The 23,936-nt window shown below is 68.4% G+C and carries 18 protein-coding genes; 16 read left to right on the forward strand and 2 right to left on the reverse strand.

Features of this window, described 5'->3' with window-relative positions:
- The first annotated feature begins 28 nt into the window (after positions 1-28).
- The gene (locus tag H8B22_RS09605; RefSeq protein ID WP_187711213.1) at positions 29-274 is read left to right on the forward strand and encodes a type B 50S ribosomal protein L31; all 246 of its coding nucleotides are present in this window, start codon (positions 29-31) and stop codon (positions 272-274) included.
- Positions 275-628: 354 nt separating this feature from the next.
- Positions 629-1,933 (forward strand): citrate synthase, encoded by a 1,305-nt coding sequence (locus H8B22_RS09610; RefSeq protein ID WP_187711214.1) that lies wholly within the window; start codon positions 629-631, stop codon positions 1,931-1,933.
- 70 nt (positions 1,934-2,003) lie between these two features.
- Here H8B22_RS09610 and H8B22_RS09615 read toward each other — a convergent pair whose 3' ends face one another.
- Together H8B22_RS09615 and H8B22_RS09620 are read right to left on the reverse strand one after the other, a co-directional pair.
- Positions 2,004-2,663: a hypothetical protein gene (locus tag H8B22_RS09615; RefSeq protein WP_187711215.1), complete on the reverse strand. Its 660-nt coding sequence runs from the start codon at positions 2,661-2,663 to the stop codon at positions 2,004-2,006.
- Positions 2,664-2,852: 189 nt separating this feature from the next.
- On the reverse strand, positions 2,853-5,372 hold the full coding sequence (locus tag H8B22_RS09620) for a penicillin-binding protein 1A (RefSeq protein WP_187711216.1): 2,520 nt from the start codon (positions 5,370-5,372) through the stop codon (positions 2,853-2,855).
- Between the two features lie 446 nt (positions 5,373-5,818).
- On the opposite strand from H8B22_RS09620, the gene H8B22_RS09625 reads away from it, so the two are divergent.
- From H8B22_RS09625 to H8B22_RS09690, 14 genes are all read left to right on the forward strand, one after another.
- Complete coding sequence (locus H8B22_RS09625; RefSeq protein WP_187711217.1) at positions 5,819-6,892, forward strand: pilus assembly protein PilM; 1,074 nt, start codon at positions 5,819-5,821, stop codon at positions 6,890-6,892.
- Positions 6,892-7,581, forward strand: coding sequence for a PilN domain-containing protein (locus H8B22_RS09630; RefSeq protein WP_187711218.1), 690 nt, complete (start codon positions 6,892-6,894; stop codon positions 7,579-7,581). Before H8B22_RS09625 ends, H8B22_RS09630 begins: the two co-directional genes overlap by 1 nt.
- A complete protein-coding gene (locus H8B22_RS09635) occupies positions 7,578-8,270 on the forward strand; it encodes a type IV pilus inner membrane component PilO (protein ID WP_187711219.1) in 693 nt (230 codons plus the stop codon). The genes H8B22_RS09630 and H8B22_RS09635 overlap by 4 nt, the downstream gene beginning before the upstream one ends.
- A 1-nt stretch (position 8,271) precedes the next feature.
- The gene (locus H8B22_RS09640) at positions 8,272-8,823 is read left to right on the forward strand and encodes a pilus assembly protein PilP (protein ID WP_187711220.1); all 552 of its coding nucleotides are present in this window, start codon (positions 8,272-8,274) and stop codon (positions 8,821-8,823) included.
- A 15-nt stretch (positions 8,824-8,838) separates the two neighbouring features.
- Complete coding sequence (locus tag H8B22_RS09645; protein ID WP_407060806.1) at positions 8,839-10,767, forward strand: type IV pilus secretin PilQ; 1,929 nt, start codon at positions 8,839-8,841, stop codon at positions 10,765-10,767.
- Positions 10,768-10,916: 149 nt separating this feature from the next.
- Positions 10,917-11,936, forward strand: a complete 1,020-nt coding sequence (locus H8B22_RS09650) for an AAA family ATPase (protein WP_187711221.1) — start codon at positions 10,917-10,919, stop codon at positions 11,934-11,936.
- Complete coding sequence (locus H8B22_RS09655; RefSeq protein ID WP_187711222.1) at positions 11,936-12,865, forward strand: DUF58 domain-containing protein; 930 nt, start codon at positions 11,936-11,938, stop codon at positions 12,863-12,865. The genes H8B22_RS09650 and H8B22_RS09655 overlap by 1 nt, the downstream gene beginning before the upstream one ends.
- The gene (locus H8B22_RS09660; RefSeq protein ID WP_187711223.1) at positions 12,865-13,317 is read left to right on the forward strand and encodes a DUF4381 family protein; all 453 of its coding nucleotides are present in this window, start codon (positions 12,865-12,867) and stop codon (positions 13,315-13,317) included. The genes H8B22_RS09655 and H8B22_RS09660 overlap by 1 nt, the downstream gene beginning before the upstream one ends.
- A gap of 2 nt (positions 13,318-13,319) precedes the next feature.
- A complete protein-coding gene (locus H8B22_RS09665) occupies positions 13,320-14,330 on the forward strand; it encodes a vWA domain-containing protein (protein WP_225876180.1) in 1,011 nt (336 codons plus the stop codon).
- On the forward strand, positions 14,327-16,102 hold the full coding sequence (locus H8B22_RS09670; protein WP_187711224.1) for a VWA domain-containing protein: 1,776 nt from the start codon (positions 14,327-14,329) through the stop codon (positions 16,100-16,102). Before H8B22_RS09665 ends, H8B22_RS09670 begins: the two co-directional genes overlap by 4 nt.
- 44 nt (positions 16,103-16,146) lie before the next feature.
- Complete coding sequence (locus H8B22_RS09675; protein ID WP_187713610.1) at positions 16,147-17,760, forward strand: BatD family protein; 1,614 nt, start codon at positions 16,147-16,149, stop codon at positions 17,758-17,760.
- Positions 17,761-17,870: 110 nt separating this feature from the next.
- Positions 17,871-19,193 (forward strand): dicarboxylate/amino acid:cation symporter, encoded by a 1,323-nt coding sequence (locus tag H8B22_RS09680; protein ID WP_187711225.1) that lies wholly within the window; start codon positions 17,871-17,873, stop codon positions 19,191-19,193.
- A 249-nt stretch (positions 19,194-19,442) separates the two neighbouring features.
- Complete coding sequence (gene tkt, locus H8B22_RS09685) at positions 19,443-21,428, forward strand: transketolase (RefSeq protein WP_187711226.1); 1,986 nt, start codon at positions 19,443-19,445, stop codon at positions 21,426-21,428.
- A gap of 166 nt (positions 21,429-21,594) precedes the next feature.
- The gene (locus H8B22_RS09690; RefSeq protein WP_187711227.1) at positions 21,595-23,679 is read left to right on the forward strand and encodes an alkaline phosphatase D family protein; all 2,085 of its coding nucleotides are present in this window, start codon (positions 21,595-21,597) and stop codon (positions 23,677-23,679) included.
- Positions 23,680-23,936 lie beyond the last annotated feature (257 nt).

A 23,936-nucleotide genomic window follows, 5' to 3' on the forward strand; every position in this document is an offset into this window, starting at 1 on the left:
TTTCCCCGCAATCTATTGGTTCGTTGTCATGAAGACCGGCATCCATCCCGACTACCGTGAAGTCATCTTCCAGGACGTGACGACCGATTTCGCGTTCCTGACCCGCTCGACCCTTGCCAGCAAGGAAACGATCAAGTGGGAAGACGGCAACGAATACCCGCTGATCAAGCTGGATATCACCTCGGCTTCGCACCCGTTCTACACGGGCAAGCACAAGATCGTGGACACCAGCGGTCGCGTCGACAAGTTCCGCAAGCGCTACGCGCAGAAGTGATCCCGCTTCCGCGCGGATCGCGCGAGCGCTGACGATCCTTGATTCGCAGGTCGCCCAGATGGGCGATCGGCCTCTCAGCAAAGCCCGCCATCGGCGGGCTTTGTGTTTTTCCGGTATCGCGCCGGACGGGCGTTGCCTTCACGCAGGACGTGGCATTCCACGCCGATTTCCGAACGACTATTTCGAGCAGACGCTCTAGTTGGAACGCTGCATACGACTTTGGTACCACCCTGTCGTGGCGAATGCTTGTGCAATAATTCTCTGTCGCGGCCCGTCCGCGAACGACTACACCGAAGGTGTTTCCCTCCATCCGCCGCGGCCGTCCCTGCGGCGTGCAGATACCAGGAGCGTTGCGTGTCCGAGCCCACCAAGTCCGGCCTCGATCAGGTCACCCTGACCGCGGGCGACAAGACCGTCACCCTGCCGGTGCACCAGCCCACCCTGGGTGCCCCGTGCATCGACATCGGCAAGCTGCCCAAGGAAACCGGCTGCTTCACCTACGACAACGGATTCACCGCCACGGCGAGCTGCCGCTCGGCGATCACCTACATCGACGGCGACGCCGGCGTGCTGCTGTATCGCGGCTACCCGATCGAGCAGCTCGCGGAGAAGTCGAGCTTCCTCGAAGTCGCCTACCTGCTGATGAACGGCGAGCTGCCGACCAAGGACGAGTTCGCGACGTTCGAGCACGAAGTCACGCATCACACGATGATGCACGAGGCGTTCCGCACCTTCCTCTACGGCTTCCGTCACGACGCGCATCCGATGGCGATGCTGACGGGCATGCTGGGATCGCTCGCGAGCTTCTACCACAACAAGCTCGACATCGAAGACCCCGAGCAGCGCCGCTTGGCCGCGATCCGCCTGATCGCCAAGGTGCCGACGATCGCGGCTGCGTGCTACCGCTACTCGATCGGCTGGCCGATCCGCTATCCGCGCAACAACCTCGAATACACCACGCGCTTCCTGCACATGCTGAAGGAAGTGCCGAGCGAGCCGCTCGAGCTCAGCCCGGTCGCCGCCAAGGCGATGGACCTGCTCTTCATCCTGCACGCCGACCACGAGCAGAACGCGTCGACCTCGACCGTGCGCCTGGTCGGTTCGACCGGCGCCAACCCGTACGTGAGCGTCGCCGCGGGCGTCGCTGCGCTGTGGGGACCGGCGCACGGCGGTGCCAACGAAGCGGTGCTGAAGATGCTGGCTGAAATCGGCAGGCCCGAGAACGTCGGCGCCGCCATCGCCAAGGCCAAGGACAAGGAGTCGGGCTTCCGCCTGATGGGCTTCGGCCACCGCGTCTACAAGAACTTCGATCCGCGCGCCAAGATCATCCGCACCATGACCCACAAGGTGCTGGGCGAGCTGGGCATCAACGATCCGCTGCTCGACGTGGCGATGAAACTGGAAGAGGCCGCGCTGCAGGACGACTACTTCATCCAGCGCAAGCTGTACCCGAACGTCGACTTCTACTCCGGCATCATCTACAAGGCGCTGGGCATCCCGGTGGAGATGTTCACGGTGATGTTCGCGATCGCGCGTACCGCCGGCTGGGTGTCGCATTGGCTGGAACAGCAGAACGACCCGGAGAACAAGATCGGCCGCCCGCGCCAGATCTACACCGGTTCGCCGTCGCGCGACTACGTTGACTTCGACAAGCGCTGAGCCACGAAGCTCGGAGAAAACGCCCCGCATCGCGGGGCGTTTTCGTTTTCGTTGCGGCAATCGGGGGTGGCTAGTCGCGACCGGCCTCGTAACCGGCGATTTCCTCGTCGGCGACCATCTGCCGCAACTGCGCGGCCGAGGCGCGGCGCATCGGCTTCTCGTCGATGCTGGACAGCGGCGCCTGGCGCAGGACGTCGCGCGGCAGCACGGTCAGGTCGAAGGGCAGGCCCTCGGCGCTGAAAACCCAGACGGGGACATCGTCGCTGCGCTCGCGGTCGAGCCGGATGCGACGGGTCCGCGACTGCGCGGGAATCGCGTGCTGGTCGAGGTAGCGATGCACGGCATCGGGATCGTCGCTGTGCAGGTGCAGGGCGACCGCTGTGCGCGCGTCGGCGGTGCCTTCGAGCACCGGCCCGACCAGGCGCGGTTCGAAGCCGGCGAAGAATTCCAGCGCGCGCAAGGCCGCCTCGCGGCGCGTGCGCAACGCGAGCGCGCTGTCGCGCTGGAACAGGCGCTGGTATTCGCGCAGGGCGTCTTCGATTTCGCGGTTGCCCGGCAACGAAGCATCGTCGAAGATGCCCAGCCGCTGCGCGGCCTTCAGCTTGGCCTGGTGGTAGTCGCGGATGCCGCCCTCGACCATCAGCCGCGCGGCTTCGTGCGCAAGGCTGCGCCGGCGCTCGAAGGTCCGGGTCTGGGCGTGTTGGTGGGCGTGCTGTCGGGCCTGGCGCATGCGACCTCCGCGGCTTGCACGACGACGGCGACCCTCTTCGCCGCGGCCAGCCTGCAGCCGGCACGGGCAACGCTAGCACGGCGCGTGTGAATCAGGAATCGGCATGGGATTGCGCCCGCGCGCGGCCGCTTCGGGCAAAAAAGAAGCGGGCCATCGGCCCGCTTCAGGTGTACCTGCTGGTTGCGGACATCAGAAGATGTCGAACGATTCCTCGGTCGGCGTGGCGTCCTGCGGGCCGTAATCGACGTAGGTCTCCATGCGGTCGAGGTCTTCGGCCTTCACCCATTCGACCACGCCGCCGTTGCCTTCCGGCAGCAACGCGCCGTTGGCGGCGACCGACACCTTGACCATGCCCTCGGGCGGCTCGTTGGCGACGATGGGCTGGTCCTTCAGGGCCACGCGCATGTAATCGATCCAGATCGGCAGTGCCGCCTTGCCGCCGTATTCGCGGTAACCCAGCGATTTGTAGTCGTCGCGACCGACCCAGACGGTGGTGACGTAGGGGCCGCCGAAGCCGGAGAACCAGGCATCGCGGTGGTCGTTGGTCGAACCGGTCTTGCCGCCGACGTCTTCGCGGTTCAACACCTTGGCCGGCGTGCCGGTGCCGCGCAGGACGACGTCGCGCAGCATCGACACGATCTGGTAGGCGATGCGGTTGTCGATGGCGCGCGGGGCCACGACCATGTCGGCCGGCGGCGCCTTGGTTTCCTTGGGCTTGCTCTGGTCGGGCGCCTTGGCCGCGGGCTGGGGGGCGCCGGCCGGGCCGAAGTCGAAGCCGGCCACTTCCGTGGGTGCCGTCGGCGCGGCCACCACCTTGCCGGCGCTGCCGATGCCGCATTGCGGGCAGGCCGTGGCGGGCTTTTCCTTGAACAGCACGGCGCCGTTGCTGTCGCGCACCTCGTCGACGAACCAGGGCGTGACGAGGAAGCCGCCGTTGGCGAACGTGGAGAAGCCACGCGCCACCGAAAGCGGCGTCAGCGACGCGGTGCCAAGCGACATCGACAGGTTCGGCGGCAGTTCCTTCTCCTCGAAGCCGAAGTGGCTGATGTACTTGCGCGCGTAGTCCACGCCGATCGCATCGAGCAGGCGCACCGACACCAGGTTGCGCGACTGCACCATCGCCTCGCGCAGGCGCATCGGGCCGGCGAAGTTGCCGGTGTCGTTCTGCGGGCGCCAGATGTGGCCGCGGCGATCCTTGAACACCACCGGGGCGTCGAGCACGATCGAAGCGGGATTGAAGCCGCGTTCGAACGCCGCCGAATACACGAACGGCTTGAAGCTCGACCCCGGCTGGCGACGGGCCTGGGTGGCGCGGTTGAACTTGTTGCCGGCGAAGCTGTAGCCGCCGGACAACGAGCGCAATGCGCCGGTGCCGGGCTCCAGCGATACCAAGGCGGCTTGCGCGCGCGGGACCTGGGCGAGCGAGTAGCGGATGCCGGTCGCGGGCTTGGGGGGCGCTGCCTTGTCGGCGGCTGGCGCGGCGGTGGCCTCGGCTTCGCTGCGCAGCACGCGGACCAGGTCGCCGCGCTTGACCAGCTTGCCCGGGGCTTGGCCGTTCCAGCCCTGGCTCGCGGAGAGTTCGAGTCGGCTGCCGTCGCCGAGCAGGACCGTGGCCGATCCATCCGTCACCGCGAGCACGATCGCCGGGAGCAGGTCGGCCTGGGCCGAGGTGTTGCGCAGGCGCGCGAGCGTCGTGGCTTCGTCCTCGTTGTCGGCCAGGTCGAAGTGCTGCTCGACCCCGTGCCAGCCGTGGCGCAGGTCGTAAGTGCGCAGGCCCGCGCGGATCGCCTTGTCGGCCGACGCCTGCAGGGTCGGATCGATGGTTGTGGTGACGTGGTAGCCCTTGGTCAGGGCCTCGGCGCCGTAACGGGCGACCATTTCCTGTCGCACCATCTCCGCCACGTAGGGCGCGCTCACTTCGACGGGACGCTCGTGCGGGCGTGCGTGCATCGGCACGGCCTTGGCCGCGTCGGCTTCGGCCTGGGTGACGTACTTCAGCTGCGCCATGCGCTGCAGGATGTAGACGTCACGGCGTTCCTTCGCGCGCGCCGGATTGCTCAGCGGATTGGCCGTCGAGGGAAACTTCGGGATCGCCGCCAGCGATGCCATCTCGTCCAGGTCGAGCTGGCCCAGCTTCTTGCCGTAATAGAACTCGGCGGCCGCCGCGACGCCGTAGGAGCGGTGGCCGAAGAAGCTCTTGTTGAGGTACAGCTCGAAGATCTCGTCCTTGCTGAGTTCGTTCTCGATGCGCATCGCCAGCATCATCTCGGCGAGCTTGCGCTTGTAGCTGTATTCCTGGCTGAGGAAGAACTGGCGCGCGACCTGCTGGGTGATGGTCGACCCACCCGGCACGCGCCGGTCATCGGTGGTCAGCAGCAGCCAGACCGCACGCGCGGTGCCCTTGTAGTCGACGCCGTGGTGCTTGTAGAAGCGCGCGTCCTCGGCGGCGAGGAAGGCCTGCTTCAGACGCTCGGGCACGTCCTCGATATTGGTGGGGTAGCGCCGGGTCTCGCCGAACAGCGCCATCAGCTTGCCGTCGCGCGAATACACGTACATCGGCTCCTGCAACTCGACGTTGCGCAGCGTCTCCACGTCCGGGAGCTTGGGAGCGATGAGGAAGTACAAGGTGCCCAGCGCGATCGCGCCCAGCAGGGCCGCGCTGGCGGCTGCGATCAGCGACCAGCGCAGCAAACGACGAAAACGTGGCATCGAAGCGGAATTCCTGGCAGCGGCGATTGCGGGTGTTGTGGTCGAGGAGTATAGAGGAGGCGCGTGGCGGCACCGGCTCGGCAACATTGCGAACGCCCAGCGCAAGTCCGTTGTAGCGATGGACGTCGCAACTTGGTTGGAAGCCTGCGCAGTTGCGTCACGGCACCGGCTCCTGGGCGTCGCGGGTTCTGCTGTCGGGACAGCCGGTCGATGGTGGTCGGTGGTCGAAGCTCTGGGCCGGGGGCGGCGGCACAGGTTGGGGTGGGGCCCCGCCGGGCCGGGTCCGTATGGGGGTACGGTGACTGCCACGGCCGTTCCGGTTCCGGTTCAGCGTTCAGAGGGAAAGGCGGTCTGGTTGGCAGTTCGGGGCGCGGGGGAGTTGCCAGTTCGGGGAAAGTCCGATATTTAAGGCGCAGCCACACGAAGTGCGCGTAAGCGCTTGTGGCATGGGGAGAAAAATCGTGGGGATCGTCACAAAAGGCCAGCCGACCCTCGTCGGCGTGGACATCAGTTCGACCGCGGTGAAGCTGTTGCAGCTCTCGAAGGCTGGCGACCGCTACCGCGTCGAGCACTATGCGGTCGAGCCGCTGCCGCCGAATGCCGTGGTCGAGAAGAACATCGTCGAGGTCGAGGCGGTGGGCGAGGCGATCAAGCGCGCGGTCAATCGCTCCGGCACCAAGGTCAAGTACGCCGCTGCTGCGGTGGCGGGCTCGTCGGTCATCACCAAGGTGATCCCGATGCCGGCCGATCTCGACGAGGACGACCTCGAATCGCAGGTCGAACTCGAGGCCGTCAACTACGTGCCGTACCCGATCGAGGAAGTGAACCTCGATTTCGAGGTGCTCGGCCCGATGGCCAACAACCCGGGCACGCTGCAGGTGCTGCTCGCGGCGTCCCGTTCGGAGAACGTCGAACTGCGCTCCTCGGCGCTGGAAATCGGCGGCCTCACCCCGAAGGTCATGGACGTGGAAGCGTTCGCGATCGAGAACGCGTTCGCGCTGCTCGCCAACCAGCTGAGTGGCCCACGCGACGGCCTGACCGCGCTGATCGACTCCGGCGCGACGATGACCACGCTCAACGTCCTGCGCAACGGCCGCAGCCTGTACAGCCGCGAACAGGTGTTCGGCGGCAAGCAGCTCACCGACGAAGTGATGCGCCGTTACGGACTCAGCTACGAGGAAGCGGGTCTGGCCAAGCGCCAGGGCGGCCTGCCGGAAAGCTACCAGGCCGAAGTGCTCGAGCCCTTCAAGGAAGCCATGGTCCAGCAGGTGAGCCGCCTGCTGCAGTTCTTCTATGCCGGCAGCGAGTTCAACCGCGTCGACCAGATCGTGCTCGCCGGCGGCAACGCGGCCATTCCGGGCATCGCCCAGATGGTCGAGGAGCACCTCGGCGTGCCCACGCTCGTAGCCAACCCGCTGGCGCACATGACGCTCGGTCCCCGCGTGCAGGCGCACGCACTGGCGCAGGATGCACCTGCGCTGATGATCGCCTGTGGCCTCGCCCTGAGGAGCTTCGACTGATGGCACGGATCAACCTCCTCCCGTGGCGCGTCGAACGGCGCAAGCAGCGCCAGAAGGAATTCGGCATCCTGCTCGGCATGTCGGCCCTTGGTGCCGTCCTGCTGTCGTTCCTGATGGTCGGCTACTACAGCGCCCAGATCAGCGGCCAGCACGAACGTAACAAGTACCTCGACGACCAGATCGCTCTGGTGCAGAAGCAGATCGACGAGATCAAGCTGCTGGACGAGAAGAAGGCCAAGCTGCTCGCCCGCAAGGAAATCATCGAGAAGCTGCAGGCGAACCGCTCGCAGATGGTCCATCTGTTCGATTCGCTGGTGCGGACGATTCCGGACGGCGTGATCCTGACTTCGATCAAGCAGGACGAAGACACGCTAACCCTGGAAGGCCGGGCGCAATCCAACGCCCGCGTCAGTACCTACATGCGCAACCTCGAAAGCTCCGGTTGGATGACCAAGCCGGATCTGTCGATCATTGAGGCGAAGGGCAACGACAAGGCGCTTCCGAACGAGTTCAAGTTGAGCGTCAAGCTCGCCAACCCGAACGCGCCCAAGGACGAGGACGGCGACGGCAAGCCCGATGCCCCGGCGGCACCGCCGGCCGGCGCTGCGCCCGCAGGTAGTGCCCCCGCGCCTGCGGCTCCCGCTACTCCCCCGGCTGCCGCCCCTGCCCAACAAGGAGCCGCCTCGTGAGCGCCAAGAAATTCTCGCTGCGGGATCTCGACTTCAACAACATGGGCGCCTGGCCGCAGCAGGCTAAGGTGGGCTTCTGCGTGATCATCGCGCTCCTGATCATCTTCCTCAGCTGGTGGCTGTTCGTCCGCGACAAGCTGAACGAGCTCAGTGCACTGGAAGGCCAGGAGAAAGAGCTGCGCCTGGAGTTCGAGACCAAGCAGGGCCGCGCCGCCAACCTGGAGCCGCTCAAGCAGCAGCTGGCCCAGATGGAAGAGCAGCTCAAGCAGATGCTGCGCCAGCTGCCGAGCAAGACCGAAATGCCAGACCTCATCGTCGACATTTCCCAGACGGCGCTGGCGACGGGGATCACCAACGAGCTGTTCCAGCCCGGCCCGGAAATCCCCAAGGAGTTCTACGCCGAGAAGCCGATTTCGCTGCGCATGGTGGGTACCTACCACCAGTTCGGCGGCTTCGTCAGCGGCGTGGCGACGCTGCCGCGCGTGGTGATCATGACCATGCACGACATCTCGCTGAAGCCTCGCGAGAAGGACAGGGCCGGAAAGCCCATGCCGATTACGCCCAACAGCGCGCTTGAGCTTGCCGGCACGGTGAAGACATATCGCTACCTCGACGAAGACGAGGTGGCCGAGCAGGAGGCCGCAGCCAAGACTGCCGGCGGCCCGAACGGCACGAAGGGAGGGACCTGAGATGCTGCTACCTTCTGAACGCGCTGCCGGTTTTTTCCGCGGGATCGCATTGGTTGCGCTGGTGCTAGCCGCCGCGGGCTGCGCCCGTGGTATCACCAGCACGCCGGGCGATGCGCCAAACCTGGAAAAGTGGACCGCCGAGGTCAAGGCACGACCTGCGCCGCCGCTGGATCCGTTGCCGGTGATGCAGCAGTTCGAGACGTTCGAATATTCGGCGTACGCACTGCGCGATCCCTTCAGCACCGCCTTCACCGACACCGACAACGGCTCCGGCCCGCGTCCGGATCGCCAGCGCCGCAAGCAAACGCTGGAGCAGTTCCCGCTCGACAGCCTGGACATGGTGGGGACGCTGGGTCGTGGCGCGGGGACGATCGCGCTGGTGATGGCGCCCGACAAGGTCACCTACCGTGTTCGCCCGGGGAACTACCTGGGGCAGAGCGACGGGCGGGTAACCGGTGTGTTTGAAGACCGCATCGAGTTGGTGGAACTGGTGCCGGATGGCGCGGGCGGCTGGCTGGAACGTCCAGCAACAGTCGCATTAGAAGATCAATGATTGGGGGATGACACGATGACCGTTTTCAACGCCAACCGCTCCACGCGCACCGGCATCGGCCTCGCAATCGGGCTGCTTGCAGGCTTCAGTGCGGCCCAGGCCGCCACGCCGTCGGCGGGCGGCACGTTCACGCCGACCTTCGTCGCCCAGGTCGCTCCCGCGGCCGCGCCGATGTCGAGCAATGATCCCGCCAAGCAGCTTCCGGGCGCCATCTCGGTTTCCAATATCGATTTCAAGCGTGGCGATGGCGGAGCCGGCAAGCTCATCCTACGTTTCAGTGGCGATGGCGCGACTCCGGACCTGCGTAGCACGGGTTCGACGGTGACGATCAATGTCGGCAACGCGCAGCTGCCGACGAACCTGCAGAAGCCGTTGAACGTCACCGACTTCGCCACGCCGGTGCAGTCCATCGACGCGCGCCCGGCCGGCAACGGCACCCAACTGGTGTTGAACACCAACGGCGCCTACGAATCCATGGCCTACCAGACGGGTCGCGATTACATCGTGGAAATCGTGCCGCGCGCCGCAGCCTCCAAGCAGCGCGCTGTCGGTGCCGCGACCACTGCTGCGGCGCCGGCTCGGGCCTACGGCGGCCGTCCGGTGACCTTCAACTTCCAGGACGTGCCGGTGCGTACGGTGCTCCAGCTCATCGCCGAAGAGTCCGGACTTAACGTTGTCGCCGCCGACACCGTGCAGGGCAATGTGACCCTGCGTTTGGTGAACGTGCCTTGGGACCAGGCCCTGGACATCGTCCTGCAGGCCAAGGGGCTGGACAAGCGCCGTAGCGGCAACGTGATCTGGATTGCACCGCAGTCCGAGATCGCCAAGTACGAGCAGGACAAGGAAGACGCGCGTATCGCGCTCGACAATCGCGTCGACCTGGTCACGGAGTACATCCAGATCAACTACCACAACGCCGGCGCCATCTATAAGGCGCTGACCGAGGCGAAGGGCGTTGGTGGCACTGGCCAAGGCCAAGGTCAGGGCAGCCAGAACGACACCGGCTTCCTCTCGGGCCGCGGCCGTCTCGTGGCCGACGACCGCACCAACACGCTGATGGTCAGCGACATCCCGAAGAAGGTCGCGCAGATCCGTGAACTGGTCCGGGTCATCGACCGCCCGGTGGACCAGGTCATCATCGAAGCCCGCATCGTGATCGCGACCGAGACCTTCGCGCGCGAGATCGGTGCGCGGTTCGGGATCAACGGTGCCACCGGCAAGGACGGCGATCGCAGCAGCCTCGGCTTCGGCGGCAGTGCGGAGGCCTCGTCGGCCAGCGCACAGGCACGCGCCGCCGCGCAGCAGGCCGGCCAGTCGCGTTTCAACACTTCGAAAGACTTCAACGTGAACCTGCCGGTGCAGAGCCCGGCCGGCGCCCTGGCGCTCTCGATTCTCAATGCCGGCTACCTGCTCGACGTCGAGCTGTCGGCGATGCAGGAAGAAGGCCGCGGCGAAGTCATCTCGAACCCGCGCGTCGTCACCAGCAACCAGCGCGAGGCACTGATCCGTCAGGGCCAGGAAGTCGGTTACGTGACGGTGACCCAGGGCCAGGGCGCCGGTGGCCAGGTCGCGCAGCAGACGGTCCAGTTCAAGGACGTGCTGCTGGAAATGAAGGTGACACCGACCATCACCAACGACGGTCGCGTCTTCCTCAACATGAACGTGAAGAAGGACGAAGTCGAGGATTTCGTGGAAGCCTCGATCGGCAGCGTGCCGCTGATCAACAAGCGTGAGGTCAACACTGCCGTGCTGATCGAGGACGGCCAGACCGTGGTCATCGGCGGCGTGTACGAGTTCCGCGATCGCAGCGACATCCAGAAGGTGCCGTTCCTCGGCGACATTCCCTTCCTCGGCAACCTGTTCAAGAAGAAGGGCAAGAACAAGGAAAAGGCCGAACTGCTCATCTTCGTGACGCCGAAGGTGCTGCAGGTCGCGCAGCGCTGATCCAACACAACCGCTGCACCATGCACGGGGGCCGAAAGGCCCCCGTCGCGTTTTCGGGCTGGCTGTCGCGTGCCTGAAACCGCGACGCCCCGGGCGAACTTGCCGCCGCCACTTCGGTCAGAATGGACCGAGCCCGCAGGTGAGCGCCCATGGACAGCAGCATCCCCCCGATTCCCGGCGGAATCGGCAATGAAACCAACGGCCGGCTCCACGCTGCGTTCCACGACCTGCGCACGGCGCTGGCGGCGGAAATCGTGGGCCAGGGCGCGCTGATCGACCGCCTCCTGATCGCCCTGCTCGCCGACGGCCACCTGCTCGTCGAGGGCGCGCCGGGCCTGGCCAAGACCAGCGCGATCCGGGCGCTGGCCGCGCGCCTGGACGCCGATTTCGCGCGCGTGCAGTTCACCCCCGACCTGCTGCCGGCCGACCTGACCGGCACCGAAGTGTGGCGACCGCAGGACGGCCGCTTCGAATTCCAACCCGGCCCGATCTTCCACCCGCTGCTGCTGGCCGATGAAATCAATCGCGCACCGGCGAAAGTGCAATCGGCGCTGCTCGAAGCGATGGGCGAGCGCCAGGTCACGGTCGGGCGGCAGACCTATGCCTTGCCCGCGCTGTTCCTGGTGATGGCGACGCAGAACCCGATCGAGCAGGAGGGCACCTTCCCCTTGCCCGAAGCACAGCTGGATCGCTTCCTGATGCACGTGCGGATCGGCTACCCCGAGGCCGCGACGGAATCGGAAATCCTCCGTCTCGCCCGTGAACGCGCCCGCGCCAGCGTGCGTTCGGCACCCGCGGCCATCGCGCGCATGCCCTTGGCGGACGTCTTTGCCGCTCGGGCCGCGCTGCTCGAGCTCCACGTCGCCCCGGCGGTGGAGCGCTACCTGATCGAACTGGTACTGGCATCGCGTAACGCGCAGCGCTACGACGCCGCGCTCGCGCGCCGGATCGCCTGGGGCGCCAGCCCGCGCGGCTCGATCGCGCTCGAACGCTGTGCGCGCGCGCACGCCTGGCTGGCCGGGCGCGACTTCGTGACGCCAGACGACGTCCGCGCGATCGCGCCCGACGTACTGCGCCATCGCATCCTGCCCAGCTACGAAGCCACGGCGGAAGGCTGGGACGGCGATCGCCTGGTCGCCGACCTGCTGCGGCTGGTGCCGCTGCCCTGATGGGCGACAACGCGGCTGCCGGCGACGCGCTGCGCCACGATGGCATCCAGCCGACGCTGGAGGAACTGGTGGCGCTGCGTGCAAGCGTCAGTGGGCATCGCCGTGCGCGCCAGGGGCGGCACGGTGCCAGCGGGCACGCATTGTCGCCACTGCGCGGGCGTGGCATGGAATACGCGGAATCGCGCGACTACGTGGCCGGCGACGATGCCCGCCACATCGATTGGCGCCTGACCGCGCGCACCGGGCGCGCGCACACCAAATTGTTCCAGGCCGAACGCGAGCGCCTCACCCTGATCGTCGCCGACACCGCGCCTGCGCTGTACTTCGGCACGCGCACGCGCTTCAAGTCGGTGCAGGCGGCGCGTGCGGGTGCCGTGGCCGCGTGGGCGGCGGTGCGCGATGGCGACCGCATCGCCGCGCTGCGCGGCAGCGTGCGCGAGCCGCCAATCGCGCCGGCGTCGGGCGCACGCGGCGGCCTGCGCGTGCTCGATGCACTGGTGCGCTGGTACGCACAACCGCCGGGAGAGGATGCCGGCCTGGGCATCGCCCTCGACCATGCACAGCGACTGCTGCGGCCCGGCGCGCGGCTGGTGATCCTCGCAGATCCGCACAGCGCGGTCGCCATCACCGATCAACGCTGGTCCGCGCTGGCGCAGCACCAAGAAGTGGTCGTCCTGTTGCTGACGGACCCGCTGGAAACCCAGCCGCCCAAACAGGCGTTGCCGTTCAGTCGCGAGGGCCACCGCGTCGAACTGGACCTCGCCTCGCCAGCACAGCGCCAACGCTGGTTGCGCGAATTCGGCGCGCCCATCGAAGCCGCGCTAACGCGCCTGTCCGCACGCGGCATCCGCGCGCAAGCCCTGTCGACGGAGCTGCCCAGCGAATCGTGGCTGCCGCTGCTTGGGCGGATGCGCCCGCTGGTGGCGTGATGAACGATCCCGGCCTCGTCCTCCGCGATATCCACCCGTCCCCGGCACCTTCCTGGTGGCCGCCGGCATCGGGCTGGTGGGCGCTCGCCGCGGTCCTGGTCGCCGTGGTCGTGGCGTGCGTGCTGTGGCGGCGCAGCCGGCAGCGCCGGATCCGGCGCGTGACGCGGATGTTCGACGACGCGCTCGCCGTTGATGCCGGCGCGTCCGCGCAGGTCGCCGCCATGTCGCAGCTGTTGCGCCGGGCGGCGCGGCGCCGCGATCGCCACGCCGACACGCTGTCGGGCGATGCCTGGCTGGCCTTCCTCGATGCCGGCGATGCACGCGCGCCGTTCTCGCAGGGCGAGGGCCGCTTGCTGCTCGACGGCGGTTTCCGCCGCGACACGGACCTGACGCGCGTCGCCGCGTTGCAGTCGCTGGCGCGCGCACGCTTCGTCGACTGGATGGTGAAGTAACCGTGCCGGCGTTTGCTTCCGCCGATGCCGTGCTGGACCTGTTCGCATGGCCGTGGCTGCTGCTGGCATTGCCGTTGCCGCTGTTGGCGCGCTGGCTACTGCCCGCATCGCGCACGAGCGGCGCCGCCCTGCGTGTTCCCTATGGCGCGCGCTTCGATGCCATCGCGCAGGTGGGCGGGCGCGCCTTGCGCGGCGGACGCGTGCATCCGTTGCTGGTGCTGGCCTGGATCCTGCTGTGCATCGCCGCGGCACGCCCGCAACAGCTGGGCGAAGCCGTGCAGCCGCCGCAGGTGGGGCGCGACCTGATGCTCGCGCTCGACCTGTCCGGCAGCATGGCCGAGCCCGACATGGAACTGGGCGGGCGTCCGGTCGATCGCCTCACTGCCGCGAAAGCCGTGCTCGCCGATTTCCTGGACCGGCGTGCGGGCGACCGCGTGGGGCTGCTGGTGTTCGGGCGTCGCGCCTATGCGCTGACCCCGCTCACGCTCGACCGCGATTCGGTGCGCGAACAACTCGGCGACAGCGTGGTCGGCCTGGCCGGGCAGGAGACGGCGATCGGCGATGCCATCGGCCTCGCGGTCAAACGCCTGCGCACCCAGCCGGCGGAGCAGCGCGTGGTGATCCTGCTGACCGACGGCGTCAATACCGCCGGCACGCTGGACCCGGCCAAGGCGGCGGAACTCGCGCGTGGTGAACACGTACGCGTGCACACCGTCGCCTTCGGCGGCGAAGGCTCGTTGTCGTTGTTCGGCTTCAAGCTGCCGATGCCGGGCGGGGGCGACGAAATCGACGAGACCTCGCTGCACGCGATCGCCAAGCAGACCGGTGGGCGCTTCTTCCGCGCGCGCGACACCGGCGAGCTTGCGGGCATCTATGCCGAGATCGACCGGCTCGAACCCGTGCGCCGCCCGGGCCAGGCGGTGCGTCCGAGGCTGGAGCGCTACGCCTGGCCGCTCGGTGCGGCGTTGCTGTGCGCGCTCCTGGCGCTGGCGTGGCCGCGGAGGCGCGCATGAACCCGCTGGGCGAATTCGCCGCGCTGCACTTCCTGCGGCCGTGGTGGCTGCTGGCGCTGGTGGCCTTGCCGCTGCTGGCGTGGTGGTGGCGACGTCGCCAGCGACGCAATAGCGCCTGGCAACAGCTCGTCGATCCGCACCTGCTGCCGCACCTGCTGGACGCACATGGCGACCGGCGCAGCGCGCTCGGGGCATGGATGGCGGCGTGCGCCTACGTGCTCGCGATCCTGGCACTGGCCGGCCCGGCGTGGCGGCAATCCGGGCAGCCGCTGTGGCAGAGCCATGCGCCGCTGGTGGTGGCGTTGGACCTGTCCAGCGCGACGCTGGCCAGCGACATGCCGCCCTCGCGGCTGGCGCAGGCGCGGGCCAAGTTGTCGACGTTGCTGCGTGAACGCCAAGGCGGACAGGTCGGCCTGGTGGTCTTCGCCGGCGACGCGTTCACCGTCGCGCCGCTCACCGACGATGCGGCGAACGTCGCGCTGTTCCTCGATTCGCTGCAACCCGACGTGATGCCACGCGACGGCCAGCGCGCAGCGCAGGCGGTGGCATGGTCGAGTGAATTGCTGCGTCGCGCGGGTGCGAACCGTGGCGACATCCTGCTCATCACCGACCACGCCGACGACGGCGCGGTCAGCGCGGCCGCGGACGCCGCCGCTGCGGGCTATCGCGTGTCGGCGTTGGGACTGGGCAGTGAAGCGGGCGCGGCCTACCGCCGCCTCGACAGTGGCATCGCGAAGGCGCATCTGGACCCGGCATCGCTGCGTCGACTCGCCGACAGCGGCCACGGCCGCTACCGCGCACTCGCCAGCGACGACAGCGACCTGGACGCCCTGGGCCTGCTCGACCCGGGGCGCGCCGAAGCGACGGGCAAGGGCGCCAGCGCACTGGCATGGCGCGACGAGGGCTATTGGCTGCTGCTGCCGCTCATGGCGCTGATGCTGTTCGCGTTCCGTCGCAGCAGCGGTGCGCTGCTGGTCGTGGTGGTGCTGTGCGGTGCCTGGCCGGTAAGCGGCGCGCACGCGGCCGACCTGTGGCGGCGTCCGGACCAGAGCGCACATGCGCGTGTGCAGGAGGGCAATGCGGCCTACCGCCGGGGCGACTTCCAGGCGGCGGAGCGGCAATACGCCGACGTCGACAGCGCGACCGCGCATTACAACCGCGGCAATGCGCTGGCGCAGGCGGGCCGGTATCCGCAGGCCATCGAAGCGTACGACCGCGCACTGAAGCAGCAGCCGGGCATGGCCGATGCAATTGCCAATCGCCGTGCCGTGCAGGCGGCGATGAAGCGCCAGCAGCAGTCGGGCGGCAAGGGCGGACAGTCCAAGCAGTCGCAAGGCACACAAGGGCCAGGACAGCAGGGCCAGCAACAAGGACAGGCGAACCAGAAGCCCGGCGAGGGCCAGCAGAACGGTGCGGGCGATAGGCAATCGACTGCGCAGCAGGGCCGCAATCCCGATCAGAAAAAGCAGCAGGCCTCGCAGTCGGCCGACCCGTCCGCGCAGGCCACGCCCGACGCCGCGACGCAGGCCGAGGCCGACCGCGCGCAACGCGAACGCATGCAACGCGCCCTGCAACAACAACGCGATGCCCAGGCCGGCAAGGGCGACAAGAAAGCGAAGGCGCCGGTCGAAGAAACCCCCGAACAGCGCGAACGCCGGCTCGCCAACGAAGCCTGGCTGCGGCGCATTCCGGACGATCCGGGTGGCCTGCTGCGCGCGAAATTCCGCCTCGAATACGAACGCCGCGTGGCCAAGGGAGCCGTCGAACCGTGAATGCGATTTCCCGACTCGCCCGTGCCGCCATCGCCCTGCTGCTCATGCTGCTGGCATTGCCCGCGCTGGCGCAGACACGCGCGTGGGTCGATCGCGACAGCATCGCCGCGAACGAAACGGTGACGCTGAACATCCGCACCGACGGCATGGCGCGTCCGGACTACGACCCGTTGCAACGCGACTTCAGCGTCAGCGGGCGCAGCAGCCGCACCGAAATGGACGGCAGCGGCGTGCACAGCCTGTATGCGGTCGCGCTGCAACCGCGCCGCGCCGGGCGCCTGGTGATACCCGCGTTGCAGGTCGGCAACGCGCGCACCCAGCCGATCCTGCTGCAGGTGGAAGCCGCCAGCGCGCCGGCGTTGGCCCGTGCCGGCGACGACGTCTTCATCGAGAGCGAAGCCGACGCCGCCAGTCCCTACGTGCAGCAGACCGTGGGCTGGGTCGTGCGCCTGTATTCGGCGGCGCCGCTGGTGTCGGGGCAGCTCGACCAGCCCGCGCCCGACGGCGCCGCGCTGCAGCAGGTGGGCGAGGACGTGCGCTTCACGCGCGACGTGGCGGGGCGGCGTTATGAAGTCATCGAACGCCGCTACCAACTGGTGCCCGAGCGCAGCGGTGCGCTGACGATTCCCGGTGCCGTCTTCGAGGGGCGCGGTACCGGCGGCTTCTTCGAGGAACTGTTCGGCGACCGCGGTGGTGCGCTCAGTGCGCGCGCGCCCACGCGGGTGCTGCAGGTGCAGGCGGCGCCGGCGAACGCGCCGCAACCGTGGTTGCCGTTGCGCTCGCTGCAGTTGCGTTACACGAGCACGCCGCGCGACCTGCGCGCGGGCAGCGCCGGCGGCGTGGTCATCGAAGCCGTGGCCGATGGCGCGACCGCCGCGCAGATGCCCGAGCTGCAGTTGCCGGCGATCGATGGCGTGCAGGTCTTCGCCGATCCCGTGCAGGCCGACGAGACCTTCCGCGAAGGCCGGCCGCGGGTGAAGCTGACGCGGCGCTTCGCCCTGGTGCCGTCGCAGGCCGGCGCGGTGACGCTGCCGGGCCTGCGCATCGACTGGTGGGACGTGCTGGCCGGGAGCCGGCGTACCGCGACGCTGCCGCCGATTTCCTGGAACGTCACGGATGCCGGCGGCGCCGCGGGTGCAGGCGCCGCCGCGACGGACACGGCCGCGACGCCCATCGCGCGCGCGGCGGCGCGCGCCGGCCTGGGGCGCGCCGGTCTGGCGCGGGGCTGGGTGCTGGCGACGTTGCTGTTCGCCGCGTTGTGGCTGCTCACCCTGCTGTGGGCGCTGCACCAGCGCGCACACCACGGCAGCCATCGCGTGCAGGCACGTGCGTCCGGGGCGAGCGATACCGCAGCAACGCCATCCGCGCACACGCTGGCTGACCTGCGCTGCGCGCTCGAAACGGGCGACCTCGGCGATGTCGGCGACACCTTGCGGCTGATGGCGACGCCGCCCGCGCGCGACGTGGACGAACTCCTGCAGCGCCTGGACGATCCGGCGCAACGCGACGCGGTCGCGGCCCTGCAACGCGCACGCTGGGGCAACGGCGATGGTGCCCGTGCGCGACAGGCCTTGCGCAACGCCTTCGCCAAGGGGCCGAAATGGCGCCGCGTCGCGGCGTCCGCGCCGGCGCTGTTGCCGCCGCTGTATCCGGAATAGCGCGACCGCGGCGGCAGTTTCCACCGCATCTCCGCGCTTCCGGCGGGGCCCGTGGCCGCGTTTGCTAAGCTCGCCGCCGTCCGCTCCGGCGCCAATTCGCGAATCCGACCATGACCGACGCTGCCTCCACGACCCCGCGAAAGCAGCTGCCGCTGCACTGGAAGATGCTGGTCGGCTTCCTCGTCGGCCTCGCGCTCGGGTTGGTCGTGCACTACGCGGTCGGCGCGGACGTGGCCTGGGTCAAGGCGATCACCACCTACGTGACCCAGCCGGCGGCGACGATCTTCCTGCGCCTGATCTTCATGCTGGTGATCCCGCTGCTGTTCTCGGCGCTGGTGATCGGCGTGTCGGAGATGGGCGACGTGCGCGCGTTCGGCCGCGTCGGCTGGCGCACGCTGGTCTACACCGTGGTGATGTCGGCGCTCGCGGTCGTGCTCGGCCTGGTGCTGGTCAACCTGTTCAAGCCCGGTGCCGGCGTCGACGAGGCGCAGGCGCTGAAGCTGCTCAGCGACAACGCCGAGCGCGCGCGCGGCATCGTCAGCGACGCCGGGGCGCAGCCCAAGGGCCTCGACATGCTGCTGTCGATCGTGCCGGACAACATCGTCGCCGCCGCCTCCAGCAACAGCACCATCCTGTCGGTGATGTTCTTCGCGCTGATGCTCGGCATCGGCCTGGTGCTCGCGCGCAACGAAGCGACCGAAACCCTCAAGCGCGGCATCCAGGGCCTGTTCGACGTGTCGATGACCCTGATAGGGCTGGTGATCCGCCTCGCGCCGTACGCGGTGGCGGCGCTGATGTTCAACATGACCGTCGTGTTCGGCTGGGACCTGCTCGGCAAGCTCGCCAGCTACGTCGGCGTGGTGGTGCTGGCGCTGGCGCTGCACCTGTTCGTCACCTATTCGATCGCGCTGAAGCTGATCGGCGGCTGGTCGCCGCTGAAGTTCTTCCGCGGCGCGCAGGAAGCGATGCTGCTGGCGTTCTCCACCGCCTCCAGCAACGCGACCCTGCCGACCTCGCTACGCATCGCCGACGAACTCGGCCTGCCCAAGCGCATCTCGCGCTTCGTGCTGACCGTCGGCGCCACCGCCAACCAGAACGGCACCGCGCTGTTCGAGGGCGTGACGGTGATCTTCCTCGCCCAGTTCTTCGGCGTGGACCTGTCGCTCACGCAGCAGGTGACGGTGATGTTCGTCTGCATCCTCGGCGGCATCGGCACCGCGGGCGTGCCCTCGGGCTCGCTGCCGGTGGTGGCGCTGATCTGCGCGATGGTGGGCGTGAAGCCCGAAGGCATCGGCCTGATCCTGGGCGTCAACCACTTCCTCGACATGTGCCGGACCACGCTGAACGTGACCGGCGACCTCGCGATCGCGGCGATGGTGTCGAAGGGCGAAACCGACGCCCCCGACGCGGAAACCGCGCCCAGCGCGGCCTGAGCGTAGGGCGGGCCTTGGCCCGCCCTGACTGGCATGGAGGCGGGCCTTGGCCCGCCCTAACTGCCATGGAGTGCGGGCCCCGGCCCGCCGGGCGCAGGACGGGCCTCCACGCGGCCCGTGGCCGGCGGATCCGCCAACCGCCCGATCCCGCGGCCCGGCCGCCGCGGCTTCGTGGGACAATGGCGGCCTGCCGGCGGGCATGGCCTCGCCCCCGCCGCGCCTCCTCTTCCTCCGCTCCCCGCACGCCCCATGACGACGCCTGCCCGCCGCGATCTCGCCAACGCCATCCGCTTCCTCGCCATCGACGCGGTCCAGGCCGCCAACTCCGGCCACCCCGGCATGCCCATGGGCATGGCCGACATCGCCGAAGTGCTGTGGAACGACTACCTGCGCCACAGCGCGAAGAACCCGACCTGGTTCAACCGCGACCGCTTCATCCTCAGCAACGGCCACGGCTCGATGCTGCAGTACGCGCTGCTGCACCTGGCCGGCTACGACCTGTCGATCGAGGACCTGAAGAAGTTCCGCCAGCTCGAGTCGAAGACCCCGGGCCACCCGGAGAACTTCATGACCCCGGGCGTGGAGACCACCACCGGCCCGCTCGGCCAGGGCTTCGCCAATGCCGTGGGCATGGCACTCGCCGAGAAGCTGCTGGCGCAGCGCTTCAACCGCCCCGAATTCGACGTCGTCGACCACCACACCTGGGTGTTCATGGGCGACGGCTGCCTGATGGAAGGCATCTCGCACGAGGCCGCGTCGCTGGCCGGCACCTGGGGCCTGAACAAGCTGGTCGCGTTCTGGGACGACAACAAGATCTCGATCGACGGCAACACCGACGGCTGGTTCACCGACAACACCCCGGCGCGCTTCGAGGCCTACGGCTGGAACGTGGTGCGTGGCGTCAACGGCCACGATGCCGACGAGATCAAGGCGGCGATCGACACCGCACTGAAGTCGGACAAGCCGACCCTGGTCTGCTGCCGCACCACGATCGGTTTCGGTTCGCCGGGCAAGGCGGGCAAGGAATCCAGCCACGGCGCACCGCTGGGCAAGGACGAGATCGTCGCCACGCGCGCCGCGCTGGACTGGCCGCATGCGGCGTTCGAAATCCCCGCGGAGATCTACAACGCCTGGCGCAGCCCCAAGGGCGCGGTGCGCGAGGCCGAGTGGAACACCCTGTTCGACAAGTACTCGGCCAAGCATCCGGAACTGGCGGCGGAACTCATGCGCCGCAACCGCAACGAACTGCCGCAAGGCTTCGTTGCCGCCGCCGACGCCTACATCGCCAAGCTGCAGGCCGACGGCCCGGTCGTCGCTTCGCGCAAGGCCTCGCAGATGGCGATCGAAGCCTACGCGCCGCTGCTGCCGGAACTGATCGGCGGTTCGGCCGACCTCGCGCACTCCAACCTGACCCTGTGGAAGGGCAGCAAGTCGGTGGCGACGGACGATCCGAACGCCAACTACATCTATTACGGCGTGCGCGAATTCGCGATGACCGCGATCAGCAACGGCCTCGGCCTGCACGAGTGCTTCATCCCGTACGACGCGACCTTCCTCGTGTTCAGCGACTACGCGCGCAACGCCGTGCGCATGAGCGCGCTGATGGGCGCGCACGCGATCCACGTGTACACGCACGACTCGATCGGCCTGGGCGAAGACGGCCCGACCCACCAGCCGATCGAACACCTCGCGTCGCTGCGCTACATCCCCGGCAACGACGTGTGGCGTCCGTGCGATGCGGTCGAATCGGCGGTGTGCTGGAAGAAGGCGATCGAACGCTACAACGGCCCGAGCTGCCTGATCTTCTCGCGCCAGAACCTGCCGCATCAGCCGCGCAACGCACAGCAGATCAAAGACATCGAGCGCGGCGGCTACGTGCTGAAGGATTCGGTTGGCGCGCCGGAGCTCATCCTGATCGCCACCGGTTCCGAAGTCGGCCTCGCCATGCAGGCCGCCGAACAGCTCGGCGACAAGGTGCGCGTGGTGTCGATGCCGTCGACCGACGTGTTCGACCGCCAGGACGCGCAGTACCGCGAGTCGGTGCTGCCCAAGGCCTGCCGCAAGCGCGTGGCGATCGAAGCGGGCGTCACCGGTTTCTGGCGCAGCTACGTCGGCCTCGACGGCGCCGTGGTCGGCATCGACAGCTACGGCGCCAGCGCGCCGATCGAACAGCTGCTGCCGCACTTCGGCTTCACCGTGGACAACGTGGTCGCGACGGCGCGCTCGCTGGGCTGAACCGATCCGCTGACACATGCTGAAAACGACAAGGGCGCCGCAGGGCGCCCTTGTCGTTCATGGCGGCGATCGGCCGTGCCTCCACCGTGGTACTTCCGGCACGCTCACCGGCGCATGGTCGAGGTCTAGCGTTGCGGCGCATCGACAACCGCAACGGTGGGCCGACATGACGACACTCAGCCGCCGCAAGTTCCTGCAGCTCGCCACCGCGCTGGGCGCGACCCTGGCCTGGGGCTGCGCGACAGTGCGTCCTTCCTCCAGCGGCTGGCGCGAGCGTCGCGACCTGTTTCCGCAAGGCGTCGCCTCGGGCGATCCCGATGACAACAGCGTCCTGCTGTGGACGCGGCGCCCCTATGCCGATGGCCGCGAGCGCGCGACGCTGCTGGTCGAGGTGGCGGAAGATCCGGCCTTCACGCGCGTGATCGCGACCGCTGCGGCGCCGGTGCTGGCCCAGGCCGACTGGACCTGCCGCGTGCTGGTCGGCGACCTGCCACCGGCGGGCGAATACTGGTACCGCTTCGTCGACGAGGAGGGCAACGGCAGCCGCATCGGCCGCACGCTCACCGCGCCCGCGCCAGACGATGCGCGACCGTCGCGCTTCGCCTTCGTCAGCTGCCAGAGCATCCCCGAGGGCTACGGCAATGGCTACCGGCGCATGATCTGGGAAGACGAGCGCGCGACACCCGCGGAACGGATCGGCTTCGTGCTGCACCTGGGCGACTTCGTCTACGAGGTCGTGCAATACCCGGACCAGGTCAAGAACGGCCATCGCTACGACCGCAAGATCACCTTTCCGATCAGGTTCCCGAAGGGCAAGACGGTGGCGAAGAACCGGTTCTGGGTGCCGGACTCGCTGGACGACTATCGCGTCCTCTACCACGCCTACCTGCAGGACCCCGACCTGCAGGATGCGCGCGCACGTTGGCCCTTCGTGTGCATCTGGGACAACCACGAGTTCTCCTGGAACGGCTGGCAGTCGATCCAGGAATTCGCCGGCACCGAAGGCTGGGTACCCGCGCAGACGCTCAAGGTCGCGGCCAACCAGGCCTGGTTCGAATTCCAGCCGGCGCGCGTGCTGCCGCCGGGTTCGAAGCTCGACAGCTTCGATGCGCCGCAGGTGGTCGACGTGCTGGTCAAGGACTTCGACGACGACGGCCTGGGCACCGAGCCCAACAACCTCGCCGCGATCAACAGCCTGATCGCGTATCGCGCCCTGCGCTGGGGCCGGCACATCGACCTGCTCATCACCGACAACCGCAGCTTCCGCTCGCGCGATCCCGGCAACCACGACGAGATCAACCCGCTGTTCGAAGGCGACACCCTCGGCTTCGTCCCCGAGGAACTGTGGGCGCAGCTCGATGCCGGTCGCGACTACGCGGGCGGCCATCCGCCGGCGAGGCTGGTGATGGGCGACAGGAGCGTGGACAACTACGTGGCCAAGGCGGCGCCGCAGACGATGCTGGGGGCGAAGCAGAAGGCCTGGTTCCTCGAACGCCTGCGCGGCGCGACGGCCACCTGGAAGGTCTGGGGCAATTCACTGGGTACGCTGGACACGCGCGTCGACCCGCAGCACCTGCCGCCCGAACTCGGTCAATGGAAGGGCAAGGGCTACGGTCTCTCGTCCGTCTATGACTGGGGCAGCATGTACCACGAGCGCGCCGAGATCTTCGACGCCGTGCGCGACGCCGGCATCACCGGTTTCGCCATCGTCGCCGGCGACCGTCACAGCTTCTGGGCGGGCTACGCGGCCAAGGCGCTGCCGCCCGCGGCGTTCGAACCGGTGGGCGTCAGCTTCGTCGGCGGTTCGCTGATCTCCCCGGGCATGGCCGAAGCCAACGAGTACAACCAGAAGAAGGACAACAACCCGACCCGCGGCTTGTACATCGCCGAGGACGCCAGCGGCCGCCCGCAGTGCACCGCCAACCTGATGTTCCGCCACGGCGTGCGCTCGGCGCTGGAATACGCCAGCAGCAAGGATCTGCAGAAGGCGCTGGCGGTGCGCAATCCCGAACTGGCCCCGCACCTGACCTTCGTCGACAACAGCGGCCACGGCTACGCCACGGTGCGCGTCGATGCCGACACGATGGTGACCGAGTTCGTCTGCATCCCGCGACCGATCGAACGCAGCGCCACGCCGGACGGCGGGCCGCTGCGCTACCGCGTCCGCCACGAGGTGCCGCTCTGGCGAGCAGGCGAACCGCCACGGATGCAGCAGACCGTCGTGGAAGGCGACGCCGGACTGGCGGTGTGACGCGCGCGTAGTGCGTTGCCGAGTCGATAGCCGACCAGGGGCGGGGCGTGTCCCCGGGCCGCGGCCGCGCCATCGGCACGGCGGCCTGATCGTGCGCTCACGAGTGGGCACGGCATGCCTGCCGCTCGTTCCGCGAAGGGTCGCGAGACATGGCGGCAGGCCTCGCGAGGCTTCCTGCATCCCTCGCGAGGGATGCGCCGCAGGTCGCGAGGGTTCGCGGCAGGGTCCGCAGCATCTCCGGCAGGGTCGCGACCCAT

The organism is Lysobacter terrestris, assembly GCF_014489475.1.
In the GTDB taxonomy this organism is placed as follows: domain Bacteria; phylum Pseudomonadota; class Gammaproteobacteria; order Xanthomonadales; family Xanthomonadaceae; genus Agrilutibacter; species Agrilutibacter terrestris.

Bases quoted from the DNA above. Each gene is read 5' to 3' on its own strand.
- H8B22_RS09655 (WP_187711222.1), top strand. From the start codon at position 11,936: ATGGGCGACAACGCGGCTGCCGGCGACGCGCTGCGCCACGATGGCATC.
- tkt (WP_187711226.1), top strand. From the start codon at position 19,443: ATGACGACGCCTGCCCGCCGCGATCTCGCCAACGCCATCCGCTTCCTC.
- H8B22_RS09625 (WP_187711217.1), top strand. From the start codon at position 5,819: ATGGGGAGAAAAATCGTGGGGATCGTCACAAAAGGCCAGCCGACCCTC.
- H8B22_RS09670 (WP_187711224.1), top strand. From the start codon at position 14,327: ATGAACCCGCTGGGCGAATTCGCCGCGCTGCACTTCCTGCGGCCGTGG.
- H8B22_RS09640 (WP_187711220.1), top strand. From the start codon at position 8,272: ATGCTGCTACCTTCTGAACGCGCTGCCGGTTTTTTCCGCGGGATCGCA.
- H8B22_RS09690 (WP_187711227.1), top strand. From the start codon at position 21,595: ATGACGACACTCAGCCGCCGCAAGTTCCTGCAGCTCGCCACCGCGCTG.
- H8B22_RS09645 (WP_407060806.1), top strand. From the start codon at position 8,839: ATGACCGTTTTCAACGCCAACCGCTCCACGCGCACCGGCATCGGCCTC.
- H8B22_RS09620 (WP_187711216.1), bottom strand. From the start codon at position 5,372: ATGCCACGTTTTCGTCGTTTGCTGCGCTGGTCGCTGATCGCAGCCGCC.
- H8B22_RS09675 (WP_187713610.1), top strand. From the start codon at position 16,147: ATGCTGCTGGCATTGCCCGCGCTGGCGCAGACACGCGCGTGGGTCGAT.
- H8B22_RS09605 (WP_187711213.1), top strand. From the start codon at position 29: ATGAAGACCGGCATCCATCCCGACTACCGTGAAGTCATCTTCCAGGAC.
- H8B22_RS09650 (WP_187711221.1), top strand. From the start codon at position 10,917: ATGGACAGCAGCATCCCCCCGATTCCCGGCGGAATCGGCAATGAAACC.
- H8B22_RS09630 (WP_187711218.1), top strand. From the start codon at position 6,892: ATGGCACGGATCAACCTCCTCCCGTGGCGCGTCGAACGGCGCAAGCAG.
- H8B22_RS09615 (WP_187711215.1), bottom strand. From the start codon at position 2,663: ATGCGCCAGGCCCGACAGCACGCCCACCAACACGCCCAGACCCGGACC.
- H8B22_RS09680 (WP_187711225.1), top strand. From the start codon at position 17,871: ATGACCGACGCTGCCTCCACGACCCCGCGAAAGCAGCTGCCGCTGCAC.
- H8B22_RS09660 (WP_187711223.1), top strand. From the start codon at position 12,865: ATGAACGATCCCGGCCTCGTCCTCCGCGATATCCACCCGTCCCCGGCA.